Source organism: Pseudaestuariivita atlantica, from assembly GCF_001205715.1.
Taxonomy (GTDB): Bacteria; Pseudomonadota; Alphaproteobacteria; order Rhodobacterales; family Rhodobacteraceae; genus Pseudaestuariivita; species Pseudaestuariivita atlantica.
Window position 1 is genome coordinate 451,136 of sequence record NZ_AQQZ01000004.1, and the last position, 21,110, is coordinate 472,245.

At 67.2% G+C, this 21,110-nt stretch carries 21 protein-coding genes; 10 read left to right on the forward strand and 11 right to left on the reverse strand.

Annotation, left to right across the window (positions count from 1 at the left end):
- The first annotated feature begins 72 nt into the window (after nucleotides 1–72).
- The 4 genes from ATO11_RS11570 to ATO11_RS11585 all read left to right on the forward strand — a co-directional run bounded on the left by ATO11_RS11570 (nucleotide 73) and on the right by ATO11_RS11585 (nucleotide 3,345).
- Nucleotides 73–1,071: an asparaginase gene (locus ATO11_RS11570; RefSeq protein WP_050531012.1), complete on the forward strand. Its 999-nt coding sequence runs from the start codon at nucleotides 73–75 to the stop codon at nucleotides 1,069–1,071.
- Nucleotides 1,072–1,136: 65 nt separating this feature from the next.
- Complete coding sequence (locus tag ATO11_RS11575) at nucleotides 1,137–1,841, forward strand: ABC transporter permease (RefSeq protein ID WP_050531013.1); 705 nt, start codon at nucleotides 1,137–1,139, stop codon at nucleotides 1,839–1,841.
- Nucleotides 1,838–2,551, forward strand: a complete 714-nt coding sequence (locus ATO11_RS11580) for an energy-coupling factor ABC transporter ATP-binding protein (RefSeq protein WP_050531121.1) — start codon at nucleotides 1,838–1,840, stop codon at nucleotides 2,549–2,551. Before ATO11_RS11575 ends, ATO11_RS11580 begins: the two co-directional genes overlap by 4 nt.
- Entirely contained in the window at nucleotides 2,551–3,345 is a 795-nt protein-coding gene (locus ATO11_RS11585) for an ABC transporter substrate-binding protein (RefSeq protein WP_050531122.1), read from the forward strand. Before ATO11_RS11580 ends, ATO11_RS11585 begins: the two co-directional genes overlap by 1 nt.
- Nucleotides 3,346–3,546: 201 nt before the next feature.
- Here the strand turns inward: ATO11_RS11585 and ATO11_RS11590 are convergent, their stop codons facing one another.
- Nucleotides 3,547–4,089 carry a fasciclin domain-containing protein gene (locus ATO11_RS11590; protein WP_050531014.1) on the reverse strand — a complete coding sequence of 181 codons (543 nt, stop codon included), beginning with the start codon at nucleotides 4,087–4,089 and terminating at the stop codon, nucleotides 3,547–3,549.
- A gap of 175 nt (nucleotides 4,090–4,264) precedes the next feature.
- Between ATO11_RS11590 and ATO11_RS11595 the strand changes: the two genes are divergently transcribed.
- Complete coding sequence (locus tag ATO11_RS11595) at nucleotides 4,265–5,332, forward strand: Mrp/NBP35 family ATP-binding protein (protein WP_050531015.1); 1,068 nt, start codon at nucleotides 4,265–4,267, stop codon at nucleotides 5,330–5,332.
- A gap of 15 nt (nucleotides 5,333–5,347) precedes the next feature.
- Here the strand turns inward: ATO11_RS11595 and trhO are convergent, their stop codons facing one another.
- Entirely contained in the window at nucleotides 5,348–6,244 is an 897-nt protein-coding gene (gene trhO / locus ATO11_RS11600) for an oxygen-dependent tRNA uridine(34) hydroxylase TrhO (protein WP_050531123.1), read from the reverse strand.
- A gap of 89 nt (nucleotides 6,245–6,333) precedes the next feature.
- Here trhO and pncA point away from each other — a divergent pair, with 89 nt between their 5' ends.
- Both pncA and pncB read left to right on the forward strand, forming a co-directional pair.
- Nucleotides 6,334–6,942: a bifunctional nicotinamidase/pyrazinamidase gene (pncA, locus tag ATO11_RS11605; protein ID WP_050531016.1), complete on the forward strand. Its 609-nt coding sequence runs from the start codon at nucleotides 6,334–6,336 to the stop codon at nucleotides 6,940–6,942.
- Nucleotides 6,943–7,024: 82 nt separating this feature from the next.
- Nucleotides 7,025–8,314, forward strand: a complete 1,290-nt coding sequence (pncB, locus tag ATO11_RS11610; protein ID WP_050531017.1) for a nicotinate phosphoribosyltransferase — start codon at nucleotides 7,025–7,027, stop codon at nucleotides 8,312–8,314.
- Between the two features lie 2 nt (nucleotides 8,315–8,316).
- Here pncB and ATO11_RS11615 read toward each other — a convergent pair whose 3' ends face one another.
- The 8 genes from ATO11_RS11615 to ATO11_RS11650 form a co-directional block, all read right to left on the reverse strand.
- On the reverse strand, nucleotides 8,317–9,597 hold the full coding sequence (locus ATO11_RS11615; protein ID WP_050531018.1) for a hydroxymethylglutaryl-CoA reductase, degradative: 1,281 nt from the start codon (nucleotides 9,595–9,597) through the stop codon (nucleotides 8,317–8,319).
- A 37-nt stretch (nucleotides 9,598–9,634) separates the two neighbouring features.
- Complete coding sequence (gene arfB / locus ATO11_RS11620; protein ID WP_050531019.1) at nucleotides 9,635–10,051, reverse strand: alternative ribosome rescue aminoacyl-tRNA hydrolase ArfB; 417 nt, start codon at nucleotides 10,049–10,051, stop codon at nucleotides 9,635–9,637.
- Nucleotides 10,052–10,127: 76 nt separating this feature from the next.
- Nucleotides 10,128–10,538 carry a c-type cytochrome gene (locus ATO11_RS11625; RefSeq protein ID WP_050531020.1) on the reverse strand — a complete coding sequence of 137 codons (411 nt, stop codon included), beginning with the start codon at nucleotides 10,536–10,538 and terminating at the stop codon, nucleotides 10,128–10,130.
- Nucleotides 10,539–10,845: 307 nt separating this feature from the next.
- Entirely contained in the window at nucleotides 10,846–11,466 is a 621-nt protein-coding gene (locus ATO11_RS11630; protein WP_050531021.1) for a queuosine precursor transporter, read from the reverse strand.
- Between the two features lie 84 nt (nucleotides 11,467–11,550).
- Nucleotides 11,551–12,441 (reverse strand): esterase-like activity of phytase family protein, encoded by an 891-nt coding sequence (locus tag ATO11_RS11635; protein WP_050531022.1) that lies wholly within the window; start codon nucleotides 12,439–12,441, stop codon nucleotides 11,551–11,553.
- Nucleotides 12,414–13,343: a penicillin-insensitive murein endopeptidase gene (gene mepA, locus ATO11_RS11640; RefSeq protein ID WP_050531023.1), complete on the reverse strand. Its 930-nt coding sequence runs from the start codon at nucleotides 13,341–13,343 to the stop codon at nucleotides 12,414–12,416. The genes ATO11_RS11635 and mepA overlap by 28 nt, the downstream gene beginning before the upstream one ends.
- Nucleotides 13,313–14,671 (reverse strand): MFS transporter, encoded by a 1,359-nt coding sequence (locus ATO11_RS11645; protein WP_050531024.1) that lies wholly within the window; start codon nucleotides 14,669–14,671, stop codon nucleotides 13,313–13,315. Before ATO11_RS11645 ends, mepA begins: the two co-directional genes overlap by 31 nt.
- Before the next feature lie 119 nt (nucleotides 14,672–14,790).
- Nucleotides 14,791–15,348 carry an acyl-CoA thioesterase gene (locus ATO11_RS11650; protein ID WP_050531124.1) on the reverse strand — a complete coding sequence of 186 codons (558 nt, stop codon included), beginning with the start codon at nucleotides 15,346–15,348 and terminating at the stop codon, nucleotides 14,791–14,793.
- A 127-nt stretch (nucleotides 15,349–15,475) separates the two neighbouring features.
- On the opposite strand from ATO11_RS11650, the gene ATO11_RS11655 reads away from it, so the two are divergent.
- The 3 genes from ATO11_RS11655 (at nucleotide 15,476) to yaaA (ending at nucleotide 18,891) form a co-directional block, all read left to right on the forward strand.
- Nucleotides 15,476–15,766 (forward strand): YggT family protein, encoded by a 291-nt coding sequence (locus ATO11_RS11655; protein WP_050531025.1) that lies wholly within the window; start codon nucleotides 15,476–15,478, stop codon nucleotides 15,764–15,766.
- A 275-nt stretch (nucleotides 15,767–16,041) separates the two neighbouring features.
- Complete coding sequence (recQ, locus tag ATO11_RS11660) at nucleotides 16,042–18,087, forward strand: DNA helicase RecQ (protein ID WP_050531026.1); 2,046 nt, start codon at nucleotides 16,042–16,044, stop codon at nucleotides 18,085–18,087.
- A gap of 30 nt (nucleotides 18,088–18,117) precedes the next feature.
- Nucleotides 18,118–18,891: a peroxide stress protein YaaA gene (yaaA, locus tag ATO11_RS11665; RefSeq protein ID WP_050531027.1), complete on the forward strand. Its 774-nt coding sequence runs from the start codon at nucleotides 18,118–18,120 to the stop codon at nucleotides 18,889–18,891.
- 15 nt (nucleotides 18,892–18,906) lie between these two features.
- Here yaaA and ATO11_RS11670 read toward each other — a convergent pair whose 3' ends face one another.
- A complete protein-coding gene (locus tag ATO11_RS11670) occupies nucleotides 18,907–21,015 on the reverse strand; it encodes a response regulator (protein WP_050531028.1) in 2,109 nt (702 codons plus the stop codon).
- Between the last annotated feature and the right edge of the window lie 95 nt (nucleotides 21,016–21,110).

Genomic DNA, 21,110 nt, shown 5'->3' on the forward strand with positions numbered 1-21,110 from the left:
ACACTAGCGCAAAGCTGCAGAGCGGTGGAAGGCCTCTTGGCAGATTTCCGCTTGACGAAAACGCGAGGTTTCATGTCGCACCCTGCCCCCATGGTCGAGATCTGGCGCGGCCCCTTCCTTGAAAGCAAGCATCACGGCCATGCCGTGATCTGCGCCGGGGACGGGCAGGTGGTCGAGGCATGGGGCGATCCGGCAGAGGTGATACTGCCGCGCTCGTCTGCCAAGATGATACAGGCGCTGCCGCTTCTGACCTCGGGCGCGGCCCGCGCGCACGGGCTGACGTCCGAACAGCTTGCGTTGGCCTGCGCCTCCCACCAGGGCGCGGCGATCCATACCGACCGGGTCACCGCGTGGCTGGATGCGCTGGGCTTGGGTGACGATGCCCTGCGATGCGGCCCGCAGCCGCCCAACGACAAGACCGCGCGTCACGGTCTGATCCGCGCCGGCGAAACGCCCTGCCAGGTCCACAACAACTGTTCGGGCAAGCATACCGGGTTCCTGACCCTCACCCGCCACCTTGGCGCCGGGCCGGAATACGTGGACCCCGACCACCCGGTGCAGCGCGCCGCGCTTGCCGCGTTCGAAGAGACGACCGGAGAGGCGTCGCCCGGCTTTGGCATCGACGGATGCTCGGCCCCCAATTTCGCGACCACGATGCACGGGCTGGCGCGCGCGATGGCGTGGTTCGCCGGGGCCCACACCCGCAGCGACACCGCATCGCGGGCGGCGGCGGACCTCGTCGCGGCGATGATGGCGCATCCCGAACTCGTCGCCGGGGAAACCCGCGCCTGCACCGACCTGATGCGCGCGATGGGCGGCAAGGCCGCGATCAAGACCGGGGCCGAAGGTGTGTTCGTCGCGATCCTGCCCGAAAAGCAGATGGGCATCGCGGTCAAGATCACCGACGGGGCGACGCGCGCGTCGGAATGTGCGATCGCGGCGCTGCTGATCCGGCTTGGCGTGCTCGACCCGCAGCATCCGGCGGCCAAGGCCCGCCTGACGCCGGATATCCAGAACTGGCGCGGGCTGCTCACCGGGCAGATCCGCCCGGTTGCGGAGTTCGTCGCATGACCCCTGCACCGTCGCTTTTGGCCCCGTGCCCGTGATGCGCCGCCACATGCGAATAGAGGCCTGACATGGGCGATCTGTGGGCCGGGCTGGCGCAGGGCTTCTGGATGGTGGCCACGCTTGATCCCGAACTGGTCGAGATCACGTTGCGCTCCCTTCGCGTCACGCTGACCGCGTTGTTGATCGCGTCTGCGATTGCCTTTCCGCTGGCCGCGCTGCTCGCCGTCAAGCGGTTCCGCCTGCGGCGTCTGACCATCGCGATACTGAACGCGCTGATGGGCCTGCCGCCGGTCGTGGTGGGGCTGATCGTCTATATCCTGCTCAGCCGTTCGGGGCCCTTCGGGGTGCTGGGTCTGTTGTTCACGCCCTCGGCCATGGTCATCGCGCAGGTCATCATCCTGGTGCCGCTCATCGCCTCGGTCGCGCACCAGTCGCTCCGCGATCTGTGGAGCGAATACCACGACCTCTTGATCGCGATGAACGTGACGCCGTGGCAGAAGATCACGACCCTGATGTGGGACGCGCGCCGGGCGCTGATCACGGCGGCCCTTGCCGGGTTCGGCCGTGGCATCGGGGAGGTCGGCGCGATCATGATCGTCGGAGGCAACATCGACCACGCCACCCGCGTCCTGACCACCGCCATCGCGCTGGAAACCGGGCGCGGCGATTTCGCGCTGGCGCTGGGGCTTGGCTTCGTCCTGATCGCGCTGGCGCTGGCGGTGAACCTCGTCACGCACTGGCTGGGCCAAACCGAACGGGAGGGCAGGTGGTGAGCGCGCTGTTTCCCCTGACGGTCGAGGGGGCAAAGGCCTCCCGCCGCGGGCGGGTGCTGGTCGGCCCGGTCGACCTGACGCTGGATGCGAAAGGGATCACCGTGGTGATGGGTCCCAACGGGTCCGGCAAGACGACGCTTCTGAAGCTGCTGCACGGCACCGCGCGCCTGTCCGCAGGGCGGATCGCATGGGCCTGCCCGCCCGAAGACGCCCGCCCGCAGCTTGCCTTCGTGTTCCAGCGCCCGGTCATGCTGCGCCGGACCGTCGTGCAGAACATCGCCTACCCCTTGCGCCTGCGCGGCGTGTCGCGGGCGTCGGCGCGGGCGCAGGCGCTCGACTGGGCGGCGCGCGTCGGGCTCGACGCGATGAAGGGCCGCCCGGCTTGGTCACTGTCGGGAGGGGAGCAGCAGAAGCTCGCGCTGGCCCGCGCTTTCATCGCCGATCCGCGCGTCGTGTTCCTTGATGAACCCACCGCCGCGCTTGACGGCGCTGCCACGCGGGAGATCGAGGCGATCCTCGCCGCCGCGCGGGACGAAGGCCGCCGCCTGATCCTTGCCACGCACGACATGGGACAGGCGCGGCGGCTTGCCGACGACGTCGTGTTCCTGCATCAGGGCCGCGTTGCCGAACGCGCCGCCGCCCCGAACTTTTTCGAGGCCCCCGCAACCGACGCCGCGCGCGCCTTCCTGAAGGGAGACATCGTCGAATGATGACCCGCCTGATCCTGTCGCTTGGCCTGTTGCTTTCAGCGCTTGCCGCGCAGGCCGATACGGTGCGCATGGCGGTGACGACCTCCTTCCACAACTCCGGCCTCGCCGACGTGCTGCTGCCGGAAATCGCGCGCGATACCGGGATCGAGGTGCAGTTGCTGGTGGTCGGAACCGGGCAAGCCCTGCGCCTTGGCGCGGCGGGGGACGTGGACGCGGTTCTTGTCCATTCGCGCAGCGCTGAAGAGGCCTTTGTCGCCGCCGGGCACGGCACGCGCCGGGTGCCGCTGATGTATAACGATTTCATCCTCGTCGGCCCCGCCGCCGATCCCGCGGGCATCGCCGATACAGGCACCGCGGCAGAGGCCCTGACCCGCATCGCGACGGCAGGGGCGGCGTTTGTCAGCCGTGGCGATGACAGCGGCACGCACAAGGCGGAACTGGCGCTTTGGTCCGCTGCCGGCATCGCGCCGGAAGGCGCGTGGTACAAACCGGTGGGTGCCGGGATGGGGGCCGCGCTCAATACCGCTTCGGGGCTCGATGCCTATGTCCTGTCGGACCGTGCAAGTTGGCTCAATTTCGGCAATCGCGGCGGGCTCGCGCTGCTGTTCGCCGGCGATCCCGCGCTGTTCAACCAGTATGCCTTCCTGCCCGTGAATGCCGAACGTCACCCCCATGTGCAGGCCGGTGCCGTCGCGCGACTTGAAAGCTGGCTGTTGTCGGACCGTGCGCGGGAGGTGATCGACGGCTACACGCTGGGGGGAGAGGCGCTGTTCGTCTACAACGCGGGCGAGTGATGCGGGCCGCAGCCTGACCCGCGTTTCGGCCCTCCCCGGTCACCGGATTGCCCGGCCCACTCTCCCAGGCTGCCGGGCCACCCGGCACCGGGGGAGGACCCCGCCGGCGATGGGCACCAGCGGATTCCCTTGTTCGCGGCAGGATCCAGGCCACCCGGCCCGAGGGGGAGCCGGGACAACCCGATCCTGCCCTCCTGCCCCTTATTTCGGGACAAGCACCGTATCGACGACGTGGATCACGCCGTTCGACTGTTTCACATCCGCGATGGTGACCTTCCCGGCATTGCCGCTTTCATCGAAGATATAGACGTTGCCGCCCACGACCTTTGCCGACAGCGCGTCACCCGATACCGCGTTGAAATGGTAGAACCCGTCCTTCGACCGCTTGGTGGCGGCGATGATATCGGCGGCGGACCAGTTGCCCGACACCACGTGGGCCGTCAGCACCTTCTGCAGCAGCGCCTTGTTCTCGGGCTTCAGCAGCGTGTCGACGGTGCCTGCGGGCAGCGCGGCGAAGGCGTCGTTCACCGGGGCGAACACGGTGAAGGGGCCGGGGCCCTGCAGCGTCTCGACAAGGTCTGCGGCCTGCACGGCGGCAACCAGCGTGGTGTGATCGGCCGAGTTTACGGCGTTTTCCACGATGTTCTTCGTCTCGAACATCGGCGCGCCGCCGACATCGGGATTGGCGGCGTAAGAGGCCGAGGCGATCAGCGCGGCGATGGCTGTCAGTTTCAGGGTCTTCATGGGTGTCTCTCCCTTGCATGTGTCCGGCGGGATGCCGGCTCGATGTCCGAAGCCACGCGGCGGGGTGCGCAAAAGTTTCAAACGGTCCCTGCGAATTGTCCGTCCTTCGCGCCTTTGCCATTGCCGCGCCCCGGATCAGCGCCTAACTGCAAGGCGACAAGCGAAGGGGAGTTTCATGGCTGCAACCCGCGAGGACGTGATGGCCGCGCTGGCGCGGATCACCCTGCCGAACGGCACCGATCTGGCCGCGTCAGGACTTGTGCGCGCGCTGGGCGTCGATGGCGGTGCGGTGCGCTTCGTGCTGGAAATCGACCCCAAGACCGCCGAGGCGATGAAACCCGTCCGCGACGCCGCCGAAGCCGCCGTGGCGCAGCTGCCCGGCGTCACGTCCGTCTCTGCCGTGATGACGGCACACGAGGCAAAGGCCCCGCCGCCCGACCTGAAGCCACGCAAGGCCGCGGCACACCAGGCCGGTCCGCAGGCGCTGCCCGGCGTGGCGACGATCATCGCCGTTGCCTCGGGCAAGGGCGGGGTGGGCAAGTCGACCGTTTCGGCCAACCTTGCCGCCGCGCTGACCCAGCAGGGCAAGCGCGTCGGCCTTCTGGATGCCGATGTCTATGGCCCCTCGCAGCCCCAGATGTTCGGCGTGCGTGGGCGCCCCGCGTCACCCGATGGCAAACGTATCCTGCCGCTCAAGGGCCATGGCGTCACGCTCATGTCCATCGGCTTCATGCTGCCCGAAGGCGAGGCGGTGATCTGGCGCGGTCCGATGCTGATCAGCGCGCTGCAACAGATGCTGCTGCAGGTGGAATGGGGGGAGCTTGACGTGCTGCTGGTCGACCTGCCGCCCGGCACCGGCGACGTGCCCATGACGCTGGCGCAGAAATCCGAACTGAAGGGCGCGGTGATCGTATCGACCCCTCAGGACATCGCGCTGGACGACGCGCGCAAGGGCGTGACCATGTTCAACAAGCTGAACGTGCCGGTCCTCGGCGTGATCGAGAACATGTCGACCCATGTCTGTTCCAACTGTGGGCATGAAGAGCACATCTTTGGCCACGGTGGTGCCGTGCGCGAAGCCGCCGCCATGGGTGTTCCCGTGCTGGCCGAGGTGCCGCTTGCGATGGGTGTCCGCACGGCGGGTGATGCTGGTGAGCCGGTTGTTCTGTCCGCCCCCGACAGTGCCGAGGCGCAGGCGTTCAACCGCGCCGCGAAAGCGTTGATCGACGCGGGCCACGTCTAGGACCCGCCGACTCTTTCACATGTGCGTGGTGCCGCGCTTTGCGGCGAGCGCGATCTGTTTCTGACGTTCGCGGAACCGGGCCTTGTCGTCCTCGGTCTTCTCGCCGGCGCAATGGTGGCAGGTCACGCCTTCCTCGTATTCCGGGCGGTCGCGGTCCTCGGGAAGGATCGGGCGGCGACAGGCATGGCACAACAGGTGCGGCCCTTCTTCCAGCCCATGCCCTACCGACACGCGCTGATCGAAGACAAAGCACTCCCCGTCCCACGTGGACGCCTCCTGCGGCACCTCTTCAAGGTATTTCAGGATGCCGCCCTTGAGGTGGAACACGTCCTCCACCCCCTCGCCGATCAGGTAGTTGGTGGATTTCTCGCACCGGATACCGCCGGTGCAGAACATCGCGATCTTCTTGCCCGCGAACCGCGCCTTGTTGGCGGCCCACCATTCGGGGAACTCGCCAAAGCTCTTGGTTTGCGGGTCGATCGAGCCCCGGAACGATCCGATCGCGACCTCGTAATCGTTGCGGGTGTCGATCACGGCCACGTCGTCGCGTTCGATCAGCGCGTTCCAATCCTGTGCCTCGACGTAGGTGCCCGTGCCTTCGGCCGGGCGCACCTGCGGCTGGCCCATTGTCACGATCTCTCGCTTCAGGCGCACTTTCATCCGGCGAAAGGGCGGGACGGTGGCTGTGCTTTCCTTCCACTCCAGCCCCGCGCAACCCGGCATGGACTGCACATGCGCCAGCACCCTGTCCAGCCCCTCGCGGGGGCCCGCGATGGTGCCGTTGATCCCTTCACCTGCCAGCAAAAGCGTTCCGGTCACGCCCGCCTCTTCGCACAGCGCCAAAAGCGGCCCCTGCAAGGCAGCCGGGTCGTCGAAGGTGGTGAAGTGATAAAGAGCAGCAATGTGGAACATGCGCCGCCACATAAGCGCCCGCGCGCGGTGCCGCAAGCTTGACCCTCCCCGCGCGCCCGCCTACGCCAAGGACAAAGCCGGAGGCCGCCATGACCGATCACACCGCCCTTCTCGTCATCGACGTTCAGAACGATTTCTGCCCCGGCGGCGCGCTGGCCGTGGCCGATGGCGACGCCGTCGTGCCCCGCATCAACGCGATGCTCGGCGACTACCCCGTGCGGGTCTTCACGCAGGACTGGCACCCGGCCGATCACAGCTCCTTCGCGTCCCAGCACGAGGGCCTTGATCCGTTCCAGACGGTCGAGATGCCCTACGGCACGCAGGTCCTCTGGCCCGACCATTGCGTGCAGGGCAGCGACGGCGCCGCGTTCCACGCGGACCTGCACACCGACCCGGCGGACATGGTGATCCGCAAGGGGTTCCGGCGCGGGATCGACAGCTATTCCGCCTTCTTCGAAAACGACCGGACCACGCCCACGGGGCTGGAAGGCTACCTGCGCACCCGTGGCGTGCGCGACGTGGTCCTTGCCGGTCTCGCCACCGATTTCTGCGTCGCCTACTCCGCGCTCGATGCCGCTCGCCTTGGGTTCGGCACCACCGTCCTGCTCGACGCCTGCCGCGCCATCGACCTCGACGGCTCCCTTGCTTCGGCCCTCGACCAGATGCGCGGGGCGGGGGTGGTGTTGCAGGGCGGCTGACCGCGCTCGCGGAATAGGACTTGGCCCCATCCGCGCCCCTGTCGTACACAACGCCGGCTGATACCGCGCTGGAGGGACGGCCTTGGACATCGCAACCCGCGTCTGGAACCACAAGTGGAGGATCGATCCGATCGTGCGGTCGTTGATCGATACGGACTTCTACAAGCTGCTGATGTGCCAGTCGGTGTTCCGCAACAAGCCAGACACGCAGGTCACGTTCTCGCTGATCAACCGGTCCAAACACGTGCCCCTTGCCGACCTGATCGACGAGGGCGAATTGCGGGAACAGCTGGATCACATCCGCTCCCTGTCGCTCAGCCGGGGCGAGTCCACCTGGCTGCGCGGCAACACGTTCTACGGCAAGCGGCAGATGTTCCGGCCCGATTTCATGGAATGGTTCGAAAACCTGCGCCTGCCGCCCTATCACCTTGAACGGGTGGGCGATCAGTACGAGCTGACCTTCGAAGGCAGCTGGCCCGAGGTCATGCTGTGGGAAATACCCGCCCTTGCCGTGCTGATGGAGTTGCGCGGACGCGCAGTTCTGAACGAGCTTGGACGGTTCGAATTGCAGGTGCTGTACGCCCGCGCCATGACCAAGCTGTGGGAAAAGATCGAACGGTTGCGCGACCTCGAAGGCTTGCGGTTGGCTGATTTCGGGACCCGCCGTCGGCACTCGTTCCTGTGGCAGGACTGGTGCGTGCAGGCGATGCTTGAAGGGCTGGGCGAAGCGTTTGTCGGGACGTCCAACTGCCTGATCGCCAAGAACCGCGATGTGGAGGCGATCGGCACCAACGCGCACGAACTGCCCATGGTCTATGCCGCGCTTGCGCCCGACGACCTGGCGCTGCGCCACGCGCCTTACGAGGTTCTGGCCGACTGGCATGAGGAACACGACGGCAACCTGCGCATCATCCTGCCCGACACCTACGGCACGCAGGGTTTCCTGGACGAGGCACCGGACTGGCTGGCGGGCTGGACGGGCATCCGCATCGACAGCGGCGACCCGGCGACGGGCGCGGAAACCGCGATCCGCTGGTGGCAGGAGCGGGGGGAGGACCCGACCGAGAAGCTCGTCATTTTCTCGGACGGGCTGGACGTCGAAAAGATCATCGAACTGCACAACCGGTTCGCGGGCCGGGTGCGCGTGTCCTTCGGGTGGGGCACGCTTTTGACCAACGATTTCCGTGGGTTGGTGCCCGGTGACGCGCTTGCCCCGTTCTCGCTGGTGTGCAAGGCGGTGTCGGCGGATGGCCGCGCCACGGTCAAGCTGTCGGACAACCCCGAAAAGGCGATGGGCCCTGAAGACGAGGTCGCGCGGTACAAACGCGTCTTCGGCGTCGGCGCTCAGGACCGGATCGCCGTCGAGGTCTGATTTCAGTCTTTCAGCAGCGCCTGCGCGCGGGCGACGGTGATCGGTCCGTCGCCGGCCGCCAGCGCCTTGGCCACACGGTCGACATCGGCACCTTCGGCCCCTGCCGTGATCGCGATGTTGCGGGCGTGAAGGGCCATGTGGCCGCGCTGGATGCCCTCGGTGGCGAGCGCGCGCAGGGCGGCCATGTTCTGGGCGAGGCCGAGGCAGGCGGCGATCATGGCGAGTTCTCCCGCGCTGCTGACATCCAGTACCTTCAGCACCGCCTGCGCGGCGGGGTGGGTGCGGGTGGCGCCGCCGACGAGGCCGAGCGCCATGGGCAACTCGATCCGCCCGACCAGCACACCTTCGTCGTCCCGCTCCCATGTCGTCAGCGCGGTGTAACGCCCTGATCTTGCGGCAAAAGCGTGGGCTCCCGCCTCGATCGCGCGCCAGTCGTTGCCGGTGGCGACGACCAGCGGGTCGATGCCGTTCATGATGCCCTTGTTATGGGTCGCGGCGCGGTAGGGATCGACGATGGCGAAGGCTCCGGCCTCCACGATGCCCCGTGCCACGTCCTCGCCTCGCAGCGCGTCGGTGGTCAGCGCCTCGGGCGTGACCCGCAGGCTGGCGCGGGCGAGGCGTTTGTCGGCGAGGTTCGACAGGATGCGGAGGCGGACGGTGCCGCCGGTCAGGTCCTCGATCCGGGGGGCGAGGGTTTCGGCCATGGTGTTGACCGAGTTCGCGCCCATCGCGTCGCGCACGTCGACCAGCAGGTGCAGAACCAGCATGGGGCCGACAGGCGTGTCGGGGAAGCGGTGCACCTCGATCCCGCGACAGCCGCCGCCCAGTTCGACCAGAACGGGGTCGCAAGCATCTGTTTTTGAACGAATTTCTGCCTCCGCCTCGGTCAGCGCACGGCTCGCCGCATCAAGGTCGGAAACGCCCAGAATCTGGACCTGAGCCCGCATGACGGGCGGGTCGGCGTCGGCGGTGAAGCCGCCGCAGGAGCGCACGATCCGGGCCATGTAGGAGGCGGCGGCGACGACAGAGGGCTCTTCGACCGCCATGGGGATCAGCACGTCGCGTCCGTTGATCCGGAAGTTGGTGGCGACGCCCATGGGCAGTTCGAACGTGCCGATCACGTTCTCGATCATGCCGTCCGCGACCGGCAGGGGCAGGGCGGATCCGGCGAGGCGGGCGGCCATGTCTGCATCCAGCCCGGCGGCGTCGGCCACCGCTTCGCGGCGGGCGTCGGGGGACAGGTTGCGCATCCCGGCGATACGGGAGGTGGGGGTTCTGGTCATCTGTCCTGTCTCTCCTCCCGGTCCGCGACACGCCTGATCACGGATCGACCTTTCCGCGCAACGTCTTGATTTCGCTCCGCTCTTTCTTGGCCTTGATGCGCCGTTCGATCGAGCCGCGGGTGGGCTTGGTCCGTATCCTCTTTTTCGGGGCGACCGTCGCGCGGCGGATCAGTTCGGCCAGCCGGTCGCGCGCGATGTCGCGGTTGCGGGCCTGATGGCGTGTTTCGTCCACCTGGATCACGACCGCGCCGTCCTTGGTCCAGCGACGCCCGGCAAGCCGTTTCAGACGGGCCTTCACGGGTTGGGGCAGGTTGGGCGACCGGGCGGCTTCGAACCGCAACTCGACGGCGCTGGCGACCTTGTTCACGTTCTGCCCGCCGGGACCCGAGGCGCGCACGAACTGTTCGGTCAGTTCCCAGTCCTCGATCGTGATCTGGTCGGTCACCCGCAGCATTCCGCGCCCCTGTTTTGTACAATTTGTACAGTTCACCCCTGCAAACTGTACAAATAGCTCGGCGCGGCGAAAAGCGTTAGCGTTGCACCGTCTGAAGGTAGGCCACCAGCGCCAGCAAATCCGCCGGAACGGGCAGGCCGGTGCCTTCGGGCGTTTCGATGATCACGGTCGGGCCAAGGCCCGAGGCGCCGAATTCCGGCATGGCCGATACGGCATCTTCATCCGTCGTGTAGCCGTCGATCTTCCCCATCACGCGGAAGGTGGGGAAGGTGCCGCCATTGCGCCGGGCGAGCGTGGTGAGGTCGGGCGGGGCCTGCCCCAGCCCCAGCGATTCCGGTCCGCCGCCGCGCGCGTCCCTGCCGTGGCAGGCGGCGCAGTTTTCGGCGAAGAGCCGTTCGCCACGCGCCGCGTCGATCCGGGGTTCGGGGGTCAGCGCGCATCCGGCGGTGAAAAGCGCCATCGCGGCGGTCAGGGTGATTTTCTGCATCTGCCTCTCCTCGTCTGGTCACAGGGTGGCAGGCGCGGGACGGGGCCGCCTTGATCTGGCTCAAGGTGCGGGCACGAAAAAAGGGCCACTCCGGCGATGGAGCGGCCCTTTCGAAAGTCCGGAGGTGGGGCCGGTTAGGCTCTCACCAAGTCAGGGTGTTTCGCACCCGCGGGGTTGCCCTAGAGGCGGACCTCCTGACCTGTTCCGACACCTCTCTCCAACATCTTTCTCGACACTGGATCACCTCCTTTCTGAATGTTTCGCCTGACCGAATCGTTGCATGGAATTCCGGGCAGGCCAAACGAAATCAGGCGGGACGGGCCATCAATTTTCCGACAATGACTCGGAATGGCACCAAAGCGATCAATGCGATGGCGATCTTGACCGCCCAATCGGCCACGGCGAGCGACATCCAGAGCGGCGCGACGGGGCCGGCGCCCAGCATCGGCAGCATCTCGTTCGCCCAGGACACGTCATTTGAGGGCTCGATCCACATCAGCGAGGCCGAAAAGGCGATGGTGAAGAACAGCGCGGTGTCGATGGTGGACCCGACAAGCGTCGATGCCAGCGGTGCCCGCCACCATGGGCCGTCGCGCAGCCGGTGGAACACGGCGACGTCGATCAGTTGCGCGACAAGGAAGGCGGTGCCCGACCCGATGGCGATGCGCAGGGTGACGAGGGGGCCGAACTCTCCGACGATCTGGGTGCCGATCAGCGAGCAGATGACGCCGACGACGAAGCCCGCGAACACGACCTGCCGCGCGGCGGCGCGGCCATAGACGCGGTTCATCACGTCGGTCACGAGGAAGGCGAAGGGATAGGTGAACGCGCCCCAGGTCAGCCATTGGCCAAAGAGGAACTGCACGAGGATGTTCGAGGCCACGACAATGGCGGCCATGGCAAGGATGCCGGGAAGATAGCGAGTCATGATCTGGTTGCCCGTTTTTACATGGTTGCGGCGACATGGGGCCGGGGGCGGCCCGAAGTGCGCCCCTCTACGCCGCGCCGCGCGTCATGGCAAGAGCGCGTATTCCACGAACTCGGTGCGCTGGATGCGGCGGAAGTTGTCGTCGGACACCATGGTCAGACGGATGCGGCCCGCATCGTCGCGCCAGACGGCGATCCCTTCGAGGTTGTCGTGCTGGCGGGTGAAGGTGGTGAAGAGCGTCTCTTCGCCGCTCACCCGGTCTTCGAGGAGGGAGAATGCGCGGACGCGGCTGCGGAAGCCAAAGCCGGTGAATTCCCGTTCGAGCAGGTAGAGCCGCCCGTCGGGGCCGAAATCCGCGCCCACCGGCAGGAAGCCGCCGCGCCGGGGCAGGGTGAACGGGATGGACCATTTGCGGCCTGCATAGCGGTAGACGGGAAAGGGCCGCGTCAGTTTGCCGGAGCGTTCGGGGATGGTGTAGAGCCTGCCCGCCGCGTCCACGGCGAGCGCTTCGAGCGAGGAGTTGCCTTGCATTCCCTTGAAGTCGGGATGGCGCGGGATCCACGCGGCGGCGGCATCGCTGAGGTAGACCCAGACGCGGTGGAAGCCTTCGAACGACACGAAGAGGCGGCCATCGGCGCGGATGGCGAGCCCTTCGCTGTCGCGGTCGAACGGCTTGGGCACCCGGCCTTTCGGGTCGCGCAGGGGGGTCATGGCGGTGTCGCGGACGCCCGCGATGCGGCCCGCCTTGCGAACGAAGGCGCCGCGCACGATCAGGCCGCGATCCGTCAGCGCGGTAAAGGTCCGGCCATCGTCGGACACTTCAAGCCCCGAGAACCCGCCGAACCAGTCCTGCGGTTCGGACCAGCGGAAAGAGCCGTGGTGGACAGCCTTGTCGGGCGTGGCGGCGGACCCGGTGAGCGTGAGCGCGGCGAGCCCCGCCGCCGCTATCAGCGGGAGGACAGGACCGAGGCGCATTGCGCGGGCAGGTCTCCCATCACCAGTTCGCGGCGCGGCTTGGGCGGCGGTGCGTTCGGGTCGGGTGGCGGCGGGTTGAGGATGTTGTCGACCCATGTCTGCGCGTCGGCGCATCCGTCACCCGCGGGCGGCGGGTTCTGGTTGCGGCAGCCCGGTGCGCCCGGAGGGCATTTGAGCCGGACGTGGAAGTGGTAGTGATGGCCGTACCACGGGCGTATCTTGCGCAGCCATGACCGGTCGCCGCGCGCGTCCTTGCACATGCGGACCTTGGCGCCGGGGAAGATGAAGATGCGTTCGACGCGCGGGTCCTGCGCGGCGGCCTTGAGGATTTCGTGGTGTGCGCGGGTCCACTTGTCGTTGGTGAACGCCCCGTTGGCGCGGCGCATCGAGATCGACGAGATCTTTTCCCGCGCCGCGCGGCTGAGTTGCAGGTTGTCGGCAGGGCGCAGCCAGATGTCGACATCCATGCCGATCTGGTGACTGCGGTGGCCGGTCAGCATCGGGCCGCCGCGCGGCTGGCTGATATCGCCGATATAGAGCCCGTTCCAGCCCGGATGGCGCGCGGCCCTGGCCGACAGTTTCCTGATGTAGTCGATCGTGTCGGGGTGGCCCCAGTTGCGGTTTCGCGACAGGCGCATCGCCTGCCATGTCGGCCCGGTTTCGGGCAGTTGCGCGCCCCCGGCGAGGCAGCCACGGGCATAGCCGCCGAAGGGTTCGGGGCTTTGCGAAGACGCGGTCGGCTTGGCGCCGAACAGCTGCTTGGCCTGCTTGGTGGACAGTGTGCCCGTCACGCGCGGCAGGGGGGCCTGCGACGCGCGGGTGTTGCCGTTCGAGGCGTCACGCGGCCCCCCGCAGGAGGCCAGCGCCAGTGTCAGGCCGAGGATGAGGAGGTTTCGGACCATACCGCTCGATCTCCTTCTGCTTGCACCCAGCGTAGCAGAATCAGACCGAGAAGGAAAAGGAAGATCACCGGCAGGAAGCCCAGCTGGTTGCTGGAGAACCAGTAGGTGAAGAGCGTGATCAGGGCCGGGGCAAGGAAGGCCGTGGCGCGGCCCGTCAGGGCGAAGAGGCCGAAGGCGTCCGCCGCGTCCTCTGCCGTGCAGTGGCGCACCATCATCGAGCGGGAGGCCGAATACATCGCGCCACCCGCGCCGCCGATGATCGCGCCGCAGACGAAGAAGATCACGTCGGGCACGATGCTGCCTTCGGCAAGCGGTATGCCCAGAAGGCTTTCGCGCGACATGCCGACGACGATGGTCGACACGAGGATCAGCATCCAGCAGCAGAAGACGATCACCGGTTTGGGCCCGAGCCGCTGGTCGGCCATGCCGCCCACCCAGCTGAGGATCGCCGCCGCGATGGCGGCGATGATGCCGAAGATACCGATCATCGTCAGGTCCCATCCCAGCACCAGTCGCGCGTAGATGCCGCCGAACGAATACACCGCCGTCAGCGCATCCCGGTAGAACATCGAGGCGAAGAGGAAGCTGGCATAGGACCGGCGGCGGAACACCGCCCGCACGTTGGTCCAGAGCCGGTCGAGCACGTCCTTCACCTTCGGTCGGGGGACGCTGGCGCCCCGCACGTCGCGGACCCACATGAAGTACGGGATCATGAAGATGGCGAACCACAGCGCGATGAACGGCCCGACGAGGCGGGTGCCTTCGCGCGCCTCGGCATCAAGGCCGAAGGGCGGCGGATTGCCCAGTAGCGTGACGCCCTGATCGTTTTCCGCAAAGAGCAGCAGCATCAGGAACAGCGCCAGAACGCCGCCCCAGTACCCGAACGCCGTCGCCCCGCCGCTGATCCGTCCGACCTTTTCGGGGTCTCCCAGCGTCGGCAGGATCGCGTTGTTGAGGTTGAAGGCGGATTCCGCCGCGATGTACCCGATCCAGAACATCAGCAGTGTGAACATCAGTCCGGTGCCATCGGGCATCAGGTACCACAGGCTGGCCGAACAGATCACGGCGATCACCGTGAACAGGTAGAACCATGGCATCTTGCGGCCCGTGGCCCCCGCCCATGCGCCGAGGAACGGCGCGGTGAAGGCGATGATCAACCCCGCGATGGTCTGCGCGCCCGACCACGTCGCCTGCGCGTTTGCCTTGGCCACGTCCTCGGCCATGCCTTGCGCCATGAACATGTCGGCGGCGACGGCAGCGAAGTAGGGAGAGAAGATGAAGGTCAGGCCCAGCGTCGCGTAGGGCTGTTGCGCCCAGTCGAAGAACATCCAGCCCCAGACACGGCGCCGGAGCGTCCGGTCTTCGAGTGTGATCGCAGTATCTGCCAAGGTCCCCCTCCTTTGGCGGTTTTGGCGACTAGACCCGTTAGGGCCTTGTCACGCAAGCCTTAAACTGTGTCATTGAAATCCGGTGAGTATTCCGGCGGCCATGGCCGCGTGCTTTCGGCATCGGCCCAGGCGGCGACCCAGGCGGGCAAAGGCGGGCTTTCGGTGTCGATCCCCATCGCCTCGGCCACAAGGGCGGGCGGCACGATTCCGTCCGGACCGGTCGCGGCGCTGCGCAGAAGCGCCTGGTTGGCGCATTCGCCGGACGTCTTCCAGATCGACTGGTCGATATAGAAGAACCGGTCGTCCCAGCCGGCGAGGCGGGAGCGGATCGTGAACGTCTCCATCGGGCGGATGCGGCGGCGATAGCGCACGCTGGCGCCCGCGATGGTCAGGCCCCAGCCCTTCTTCTTCAGCGCCGCCAGAAGCCCGACGCGCTGCCCGAACGGGATCCGCCCGAGGTCGTAAAGCGTGAGCGTGCGGCCGTTGTTCAACTCGACCCACAGGTCGATGTCCCACGGCCAGCAGATGTGCCGCGACACGTGCACGTCTCGGGGGCCCAGCGGCGGGCTGTTGCGGTGAACCAGCAATTCCTTGAACAGTCGGATGAACGGGTACATGGGCGTCTCCTGCTTGTGGCGGAGGTGACGCAGGGGCCGGTTGGCGTCAATCGCGACCTTGCGGCACTCTTGCACACGTGCCGTGCGCGCCATATGTGCGGACACACGAAGGAATGGAGACACCGGCATGGGTGCACCCGACGCGATCTATGGCATCTTGAAGCTGATCCTTGATGTCGCCTTTTTCATCATGATCGTGCACATCATCATGTCGTGGCTGATCACGTTCCAGGTGCTGAACCTGCATCAGCAGTTCGTCTACCAGATCTGGACTGGGCTGAACCGGCTGCTGGAGCCGATCTATCGCCCGATCCGGCAGGTTCTGCCCAACACGCATCCGCTGGACCTTGCGCCGCTTGCCGCGTTCATCATCGTGATTTCGCTGCGTGATTTCGTGCTGCCGGCGGTGTTTTTCTAAGACTTCACGCTTGAGCTTACGCACCGTGTGCAGACGGGCCGCGGTGCGTCGATCCTTCGGCCCCGCTTCACGCTTTATGTTTGCAAAATCCGCGCTCCGTCCGAGCGATGCTTTGGCTGAACCAGATCGACGTGCCGTGGGGGCGGCCCGTCGATGCGCGGCGGCCTGCGGCCTTGATTCCGCGCCTGTTACAAGCGGCACCGGCCCTTGTTCACCGAATCTTAGTATGTCAGGTTTTGCCTAAGAGCAGTTTTAGACAAACCGACAGGGATCCCATGACCGATCCGACGCCGCTGTTGAGCGACGTGTTTGGCCATTCCGCCTTCCGCCCCGGACAGGAGGACATCGTGCGCGCGGTGGCCGCTGGGCAGGAGGTGCTGGCGATCATGCCCACCGGCGGCGGCAAGTCGCTGTGTTTCCAGCTGCCCGCGCTGATGACGCCGGGCGTGACGGTCGTGATCTCTCCGCTCATCGCGCTGATGCGCGACCAGGTGCGCGGGTTGCGGGAGGCGGGCGTGGTCGCGGGCGCGCTGACCTCGGGCAACACGCCCGAAGAAACCGATTTCGTCTGGGAGGCGGCCGAGGCGGGCACGCTCAAGCTGTTGTACCTCGCGCCCGAACGGCTGGCGGCGGGGGCGGCGCTGGGCATGCTGCGGCGGATCGGCGTGACCCGGATCGCGGTGGACGAGGCGCATTGCGTCAGCCAGTGGGGCCACGATTTCCGCCCCGATTACCTGCGGATCGGCGAGTTGCGGCGCGCGCTGGGCGTGCCGGTCGCGGCCTTCACCGCCACGGCGGATGCCGAGACCCGTGCCGAGATCGTGGAGAAGCTGTTCGAAGGCCAGCCGCCCGTCAGCTTCCTGCACGGGTTCGACCGGCCCAACCTGCACCTCGCCTTCCAGCCCAAGAACAGCCCGCGCTCGCAGATCCTGAAATTCGCGGCGGCGCGCAAGGGCGCGTCGGGGATCGTGTATTGCGGCACCCGCGCGAAGACGGAATCGCTGGCCCGCGCCCTGCGGGAAGAGGGCCACCCGGCGGTGCATTACCACGGCGGGATGGAGGCCGAGGACCGCCGCGTGGTCGAGGCGCGCTTTTCCCGCGAGGACGGGTTGATCGTGGTGGCGACGGTCGCCTTCGGGATGGGTGTCGACAAGCCCGACATCCGCTGGGTCGCCCATGCCGACCTGCCCAAGTCGATCGAGGCCTACTACCAGGAAATCGGGCGCGCGGGCCGCGATGGGGCCCCGGCGGAGACGCTGACGCTTTACGGGGCCGACGACATCCGCCTGCGCCGCGCCCAGATCGACGAGGGCCTTGCCCCCGCCGATCGCAAGGAGGCCGACCACGGGCGGCTGAACGCGCTCTTGGGGCTGGCAGAGGCGACGGGGTGCCGCCGCAAACAGCTGCTCGCCTATTTCGGGGACGCGTTGGAGACCTGCGCGGGCTGCGATCACTGCGACAGCCCGCCCGAGGTGATGGACGGGACCGAGGCGGTGCGCAAGGCGCTGTCGGCGGTGCTGCGCACGGGCGAGTATTTCGGGATCGGCCACCTGACGGACGTGCTGACCGGCAACGCGACCGACAAGGTGCGCGCGCGCGGGCATGACGACCTGCCCACCTTCGGCGTGGGGCGCGACATGACGCGCCCGGTCTGGCAATCGGTGTTCCGGCAGATGCTGGGGCTGGACCTCGTGCGGCCCGATCCCGAACGGCATGGCGGGCTGCGCATGACCGAGGCCGCGCGCCCGATCCTGCGGGGCGAGGCGTCGGTGACCCTGCGCAAGGACGCGCTGAAGGCCGCCGAGACGACCCGCCGCCCGGCGGTCAAGGCGCTGGTGTCGGACGAGGATGCGCCGCTGATGTCGGCGCTGAAAGCCAAGCGCCGCGCCCTGGCCGAGGCCGCACGCGTCCCGGCCTATGTCATCTTCACCGACCGCACGCTGGCCGAGATGGCAGAGACGCGCCCCGCCACGCTGGACGAAATGGCGGGGATCGGCGGCGTGGGCGCGAAGAAGCTGGAACGCTATGGCCGGACCTTCCTTGAGGTCATCACCGGGGAGGCGGAACAGGTCCACCCCGCGCGCCGGAAGCTGGCGGGGCGGGAGACGGGCGCGATCTATGACCGGCTTCTCGAAGCGCAGGCGGCGCTTGCGCGCGGCGAGGAGGGGACCGAGAAACCGTTGAGCTGCTCGGCGTCGCAACTGGCGAAGGTGGCCGAGGTCAAGCCGCGCGACGCGGCGGCCATGACCCAGCTTCTGGGCGAGCGCCGGGCCGAGCGGTTCGGCGCGGCCTTTCTGGACGTCGTGCAGGCCGCAGGCTAGATCCCGCGGACGACCATGGGGGATTGATCGATGTTGGTCACGATTTCACCGGCCAAGCGGCTGGACTGGCAGGCGCGCGACGTGGCGATGACCCAGCCGGAATTCCAGGATGACGCGGTGCGGCTGGCGCGCACGGCGCGCAACCTGACGCTGGGACGCCTGAAGGCGCTGATGGATCTGTCGGACGACCTGGCCCGCCTGAACCGCGACCGGTTCCAGGCGTTCGAGGATACGCCCGCCCAAGAGGTGACGCGCCCGGCGGTCATGGCGTTCGCGGGCGACACTTACCAGGGGCTCGACGCGCCAAGCCTGTCGGCGGAGGACCTGGACTGGGCGCAGGAGCGGCTGGCGATCCTGTCGGGGCTTTACGGTGTGCTGCGTCCGCTCGACGCGATCCAGCCCTACCGGCTGGAGATGGGATCGCGCCTGAAAACGCGGCGGGGTCCGAGCCTTTATGCCTATTGGCGCGACGCCCCCGCCAAGGCGCTGAACGCGCGGGGCGAGGCGACGGGCACCGATGTGCTGGTGAACTGCGCGAGCCAGGAATATTTCGGGGCGGTCGATCTGAAGCGGCTGAAGCTGCGGGTGATCACGCCGCAATTCCTTGAACGCAAGGCGGGCGTGGCGAAGACGATCAGCTTCTTCGCCAAACGCGCGCGGGGCGCGATGGCGCGTTATGTCGTGCAGAACCGCCTGACCGACCCGGCGGCGATCGAGGCGTTCGACATAGATGGCTATGCCTTTGCCCCCGACCTGTCGGAACCGGATCGCCCTGCCTTTGTCCGGGATGCCGTGACCGCCTGACCCATCAGGCGCTCCTTACGCGGATTCCTCGGCATCGGCATCGGGTTCGGGATCGAGGAAGCGGGTGTCGTCGGGTTGCCACGCGCGGATCGCGGCGATGATTTCGTGCCGGCGCATGGGCTTGGTCAGGCATCCGTCCATGCCAAGGGTGAGTTGTGACCTTTCGGCCTCGTCCACGGAATGGGCGGTCATGGCGAGGATGGGCACGTAGGCGCCAGTCGCTGTTTCGCGGGACCGGATTTCCGCCGTGGCCTGCCGCCCGTCGATCTGCGGCATCGAGATGTCCATGAAGATCAGGTCGGGCCGGAAGCTTTCGTGCAGCTCCAGTGCCTCTGCCCCGTTGACGGCAAAGCGCAGGTCGATGTCGAGTGCGGCGACGCATTTTTCGAAGACAAGCTGGTTGGTCATGTTGTCCTCTGCCGTGAGCACGCGCATCGGGCGCGCGCCGCTTGTGCCGCGCCGGATCTGTGCGGGACCATCCTGCACGCGGACGCGCAGCGTTTCCGTGTTGAGCGCGCCCAGTTCCTTCAGCTTGGCGAACAGCGTCTTGCGCGGGACAGGGTTTTGCAGGACGGCCTGGATCCCGGCCTCGTTCGCGGCCAGTTGCAGGCCGCCGAGGAAAGACGAGAGCAGCAGGATCGGCACGTTCGACCCGGATGAGCGGATGCGCCGGGCCAGCGCGACGCCGTCCATGCCCGGCATCACCTGGTCGGTCAGGACCAGGTCGATCGAGTCGTCGAGACGTTCAAGCGCCTCGGCCCCCGAGGCGCAGGTGACGGTTTCGATCCCCAGCACGCGCAACTGCTTGTCGAGGATCTGGCGATTCACTTCGAGGTCGTCGACGATCATCGCGCGTTTGAGGGTTTCCGGCAGGACCGGCGGCGTGTCGGACGCGTCGGGCATGACCGGCATCACGACCTTGAACCCGAAACACGATCCCTTGCCTTCCTCGCTGTCGACCCAGATCTCGCCGCCCATCATGTCGACCAGCCGCTTGGAGATCGACAGGCCCAGCCCGGTGCCGCCGATGTTGCGGTGCGCGGCATTGTCGACCTGGTTGAAGGTGCCGAACACGTCGTCGCGCGCATCTTCGGGGATGCCGATGCCGGTATCCTCGACCGTGACGTGGATGGAGGCGAGGCCCTCTTCCATCTCGATCCCGACGACGCGGATCAGCACGTAGCCTTCCTGCGTGAACTTCACGGCGTTGCCGAGCAGGTTGGTCAGGATCTGGCGGATGCGGCCCGCATCGCCCACCAGCCGCGACGGCAGGAACATGTCGTAATCCACCAGCAGCGTCACACCCTTCTTCTGCGCGGCGGGCTGCATCAGCAGGACAAGGTCGTGCACCACGCGTTCAAGCTCGAACGGTTCGGGGTGCAGGATCATGCGGTTCGCCTCGATCTTGGAATAGTCGAGGACGTCGTTGATGATGACGAGCAGCGCCTCGCCCGAGCTTTTGATGGTGGAGACGAAGAGGCGCTGTTCTTCTGTCAGGTCGGTTTCGATCAGAAGGTCGGCCATGCCCACGACGCCGTTCATGGGTGTGCGGATTTCGTGGCTCATGTTGGCGAGGAAGGCGGATTTCGCCCGGCTTGCCGCCTCGGCCCGTTCCTGCGTCGCGCGCAGCCGGCTTTCGGCCTGTCTTAGCGCGGTCACGTTGTTGACGAGGCAGATCATGTTGCCCGCGCTGTCGCGCCGGTCGATCAGTTGCACGGCGCGGCCATCGACCAGATCGACGACCATGTCTTCGGGCCGGGGCTGTGTCCACCGGGCGCGCATCCGGTCGCGCCACTCCACCGGGTCGAGCCCGCCCATATCGACCAGCTTCGCGTTCATGAACATGTCGAGCAGTTCATCATGTGTCATGCCCGGCCCGAAATCGGGGTGAAACACGAAAGGCTGGGCGAAGCAGGCATTGCAGCGGACCAGCCGGTTTTTCGAATCGAAAAGCGCCACGCCGTGGCTGAGCGCGTCAAGCGTCCGCCACACCCCCGCCTCTGCCGCGATGCCGCGCACCGAAAGGTCGGCGCGGGCCTGCGACAGGCGGTCTTCAAGGTCCGTGATCTGCGCCTCAAGCTGCGCGATGCGCACCGTGCTGCTGCCGGTCTGGTCCGCCGCCATGCCTGCCTCCGCCTTCTTCCGGGGGCACAGTTGCGCAAACGGGTGAAGATGGTCTTAAAGCGCTCCGGTTGTCAGAAACCAAGTCTCGTGGCACC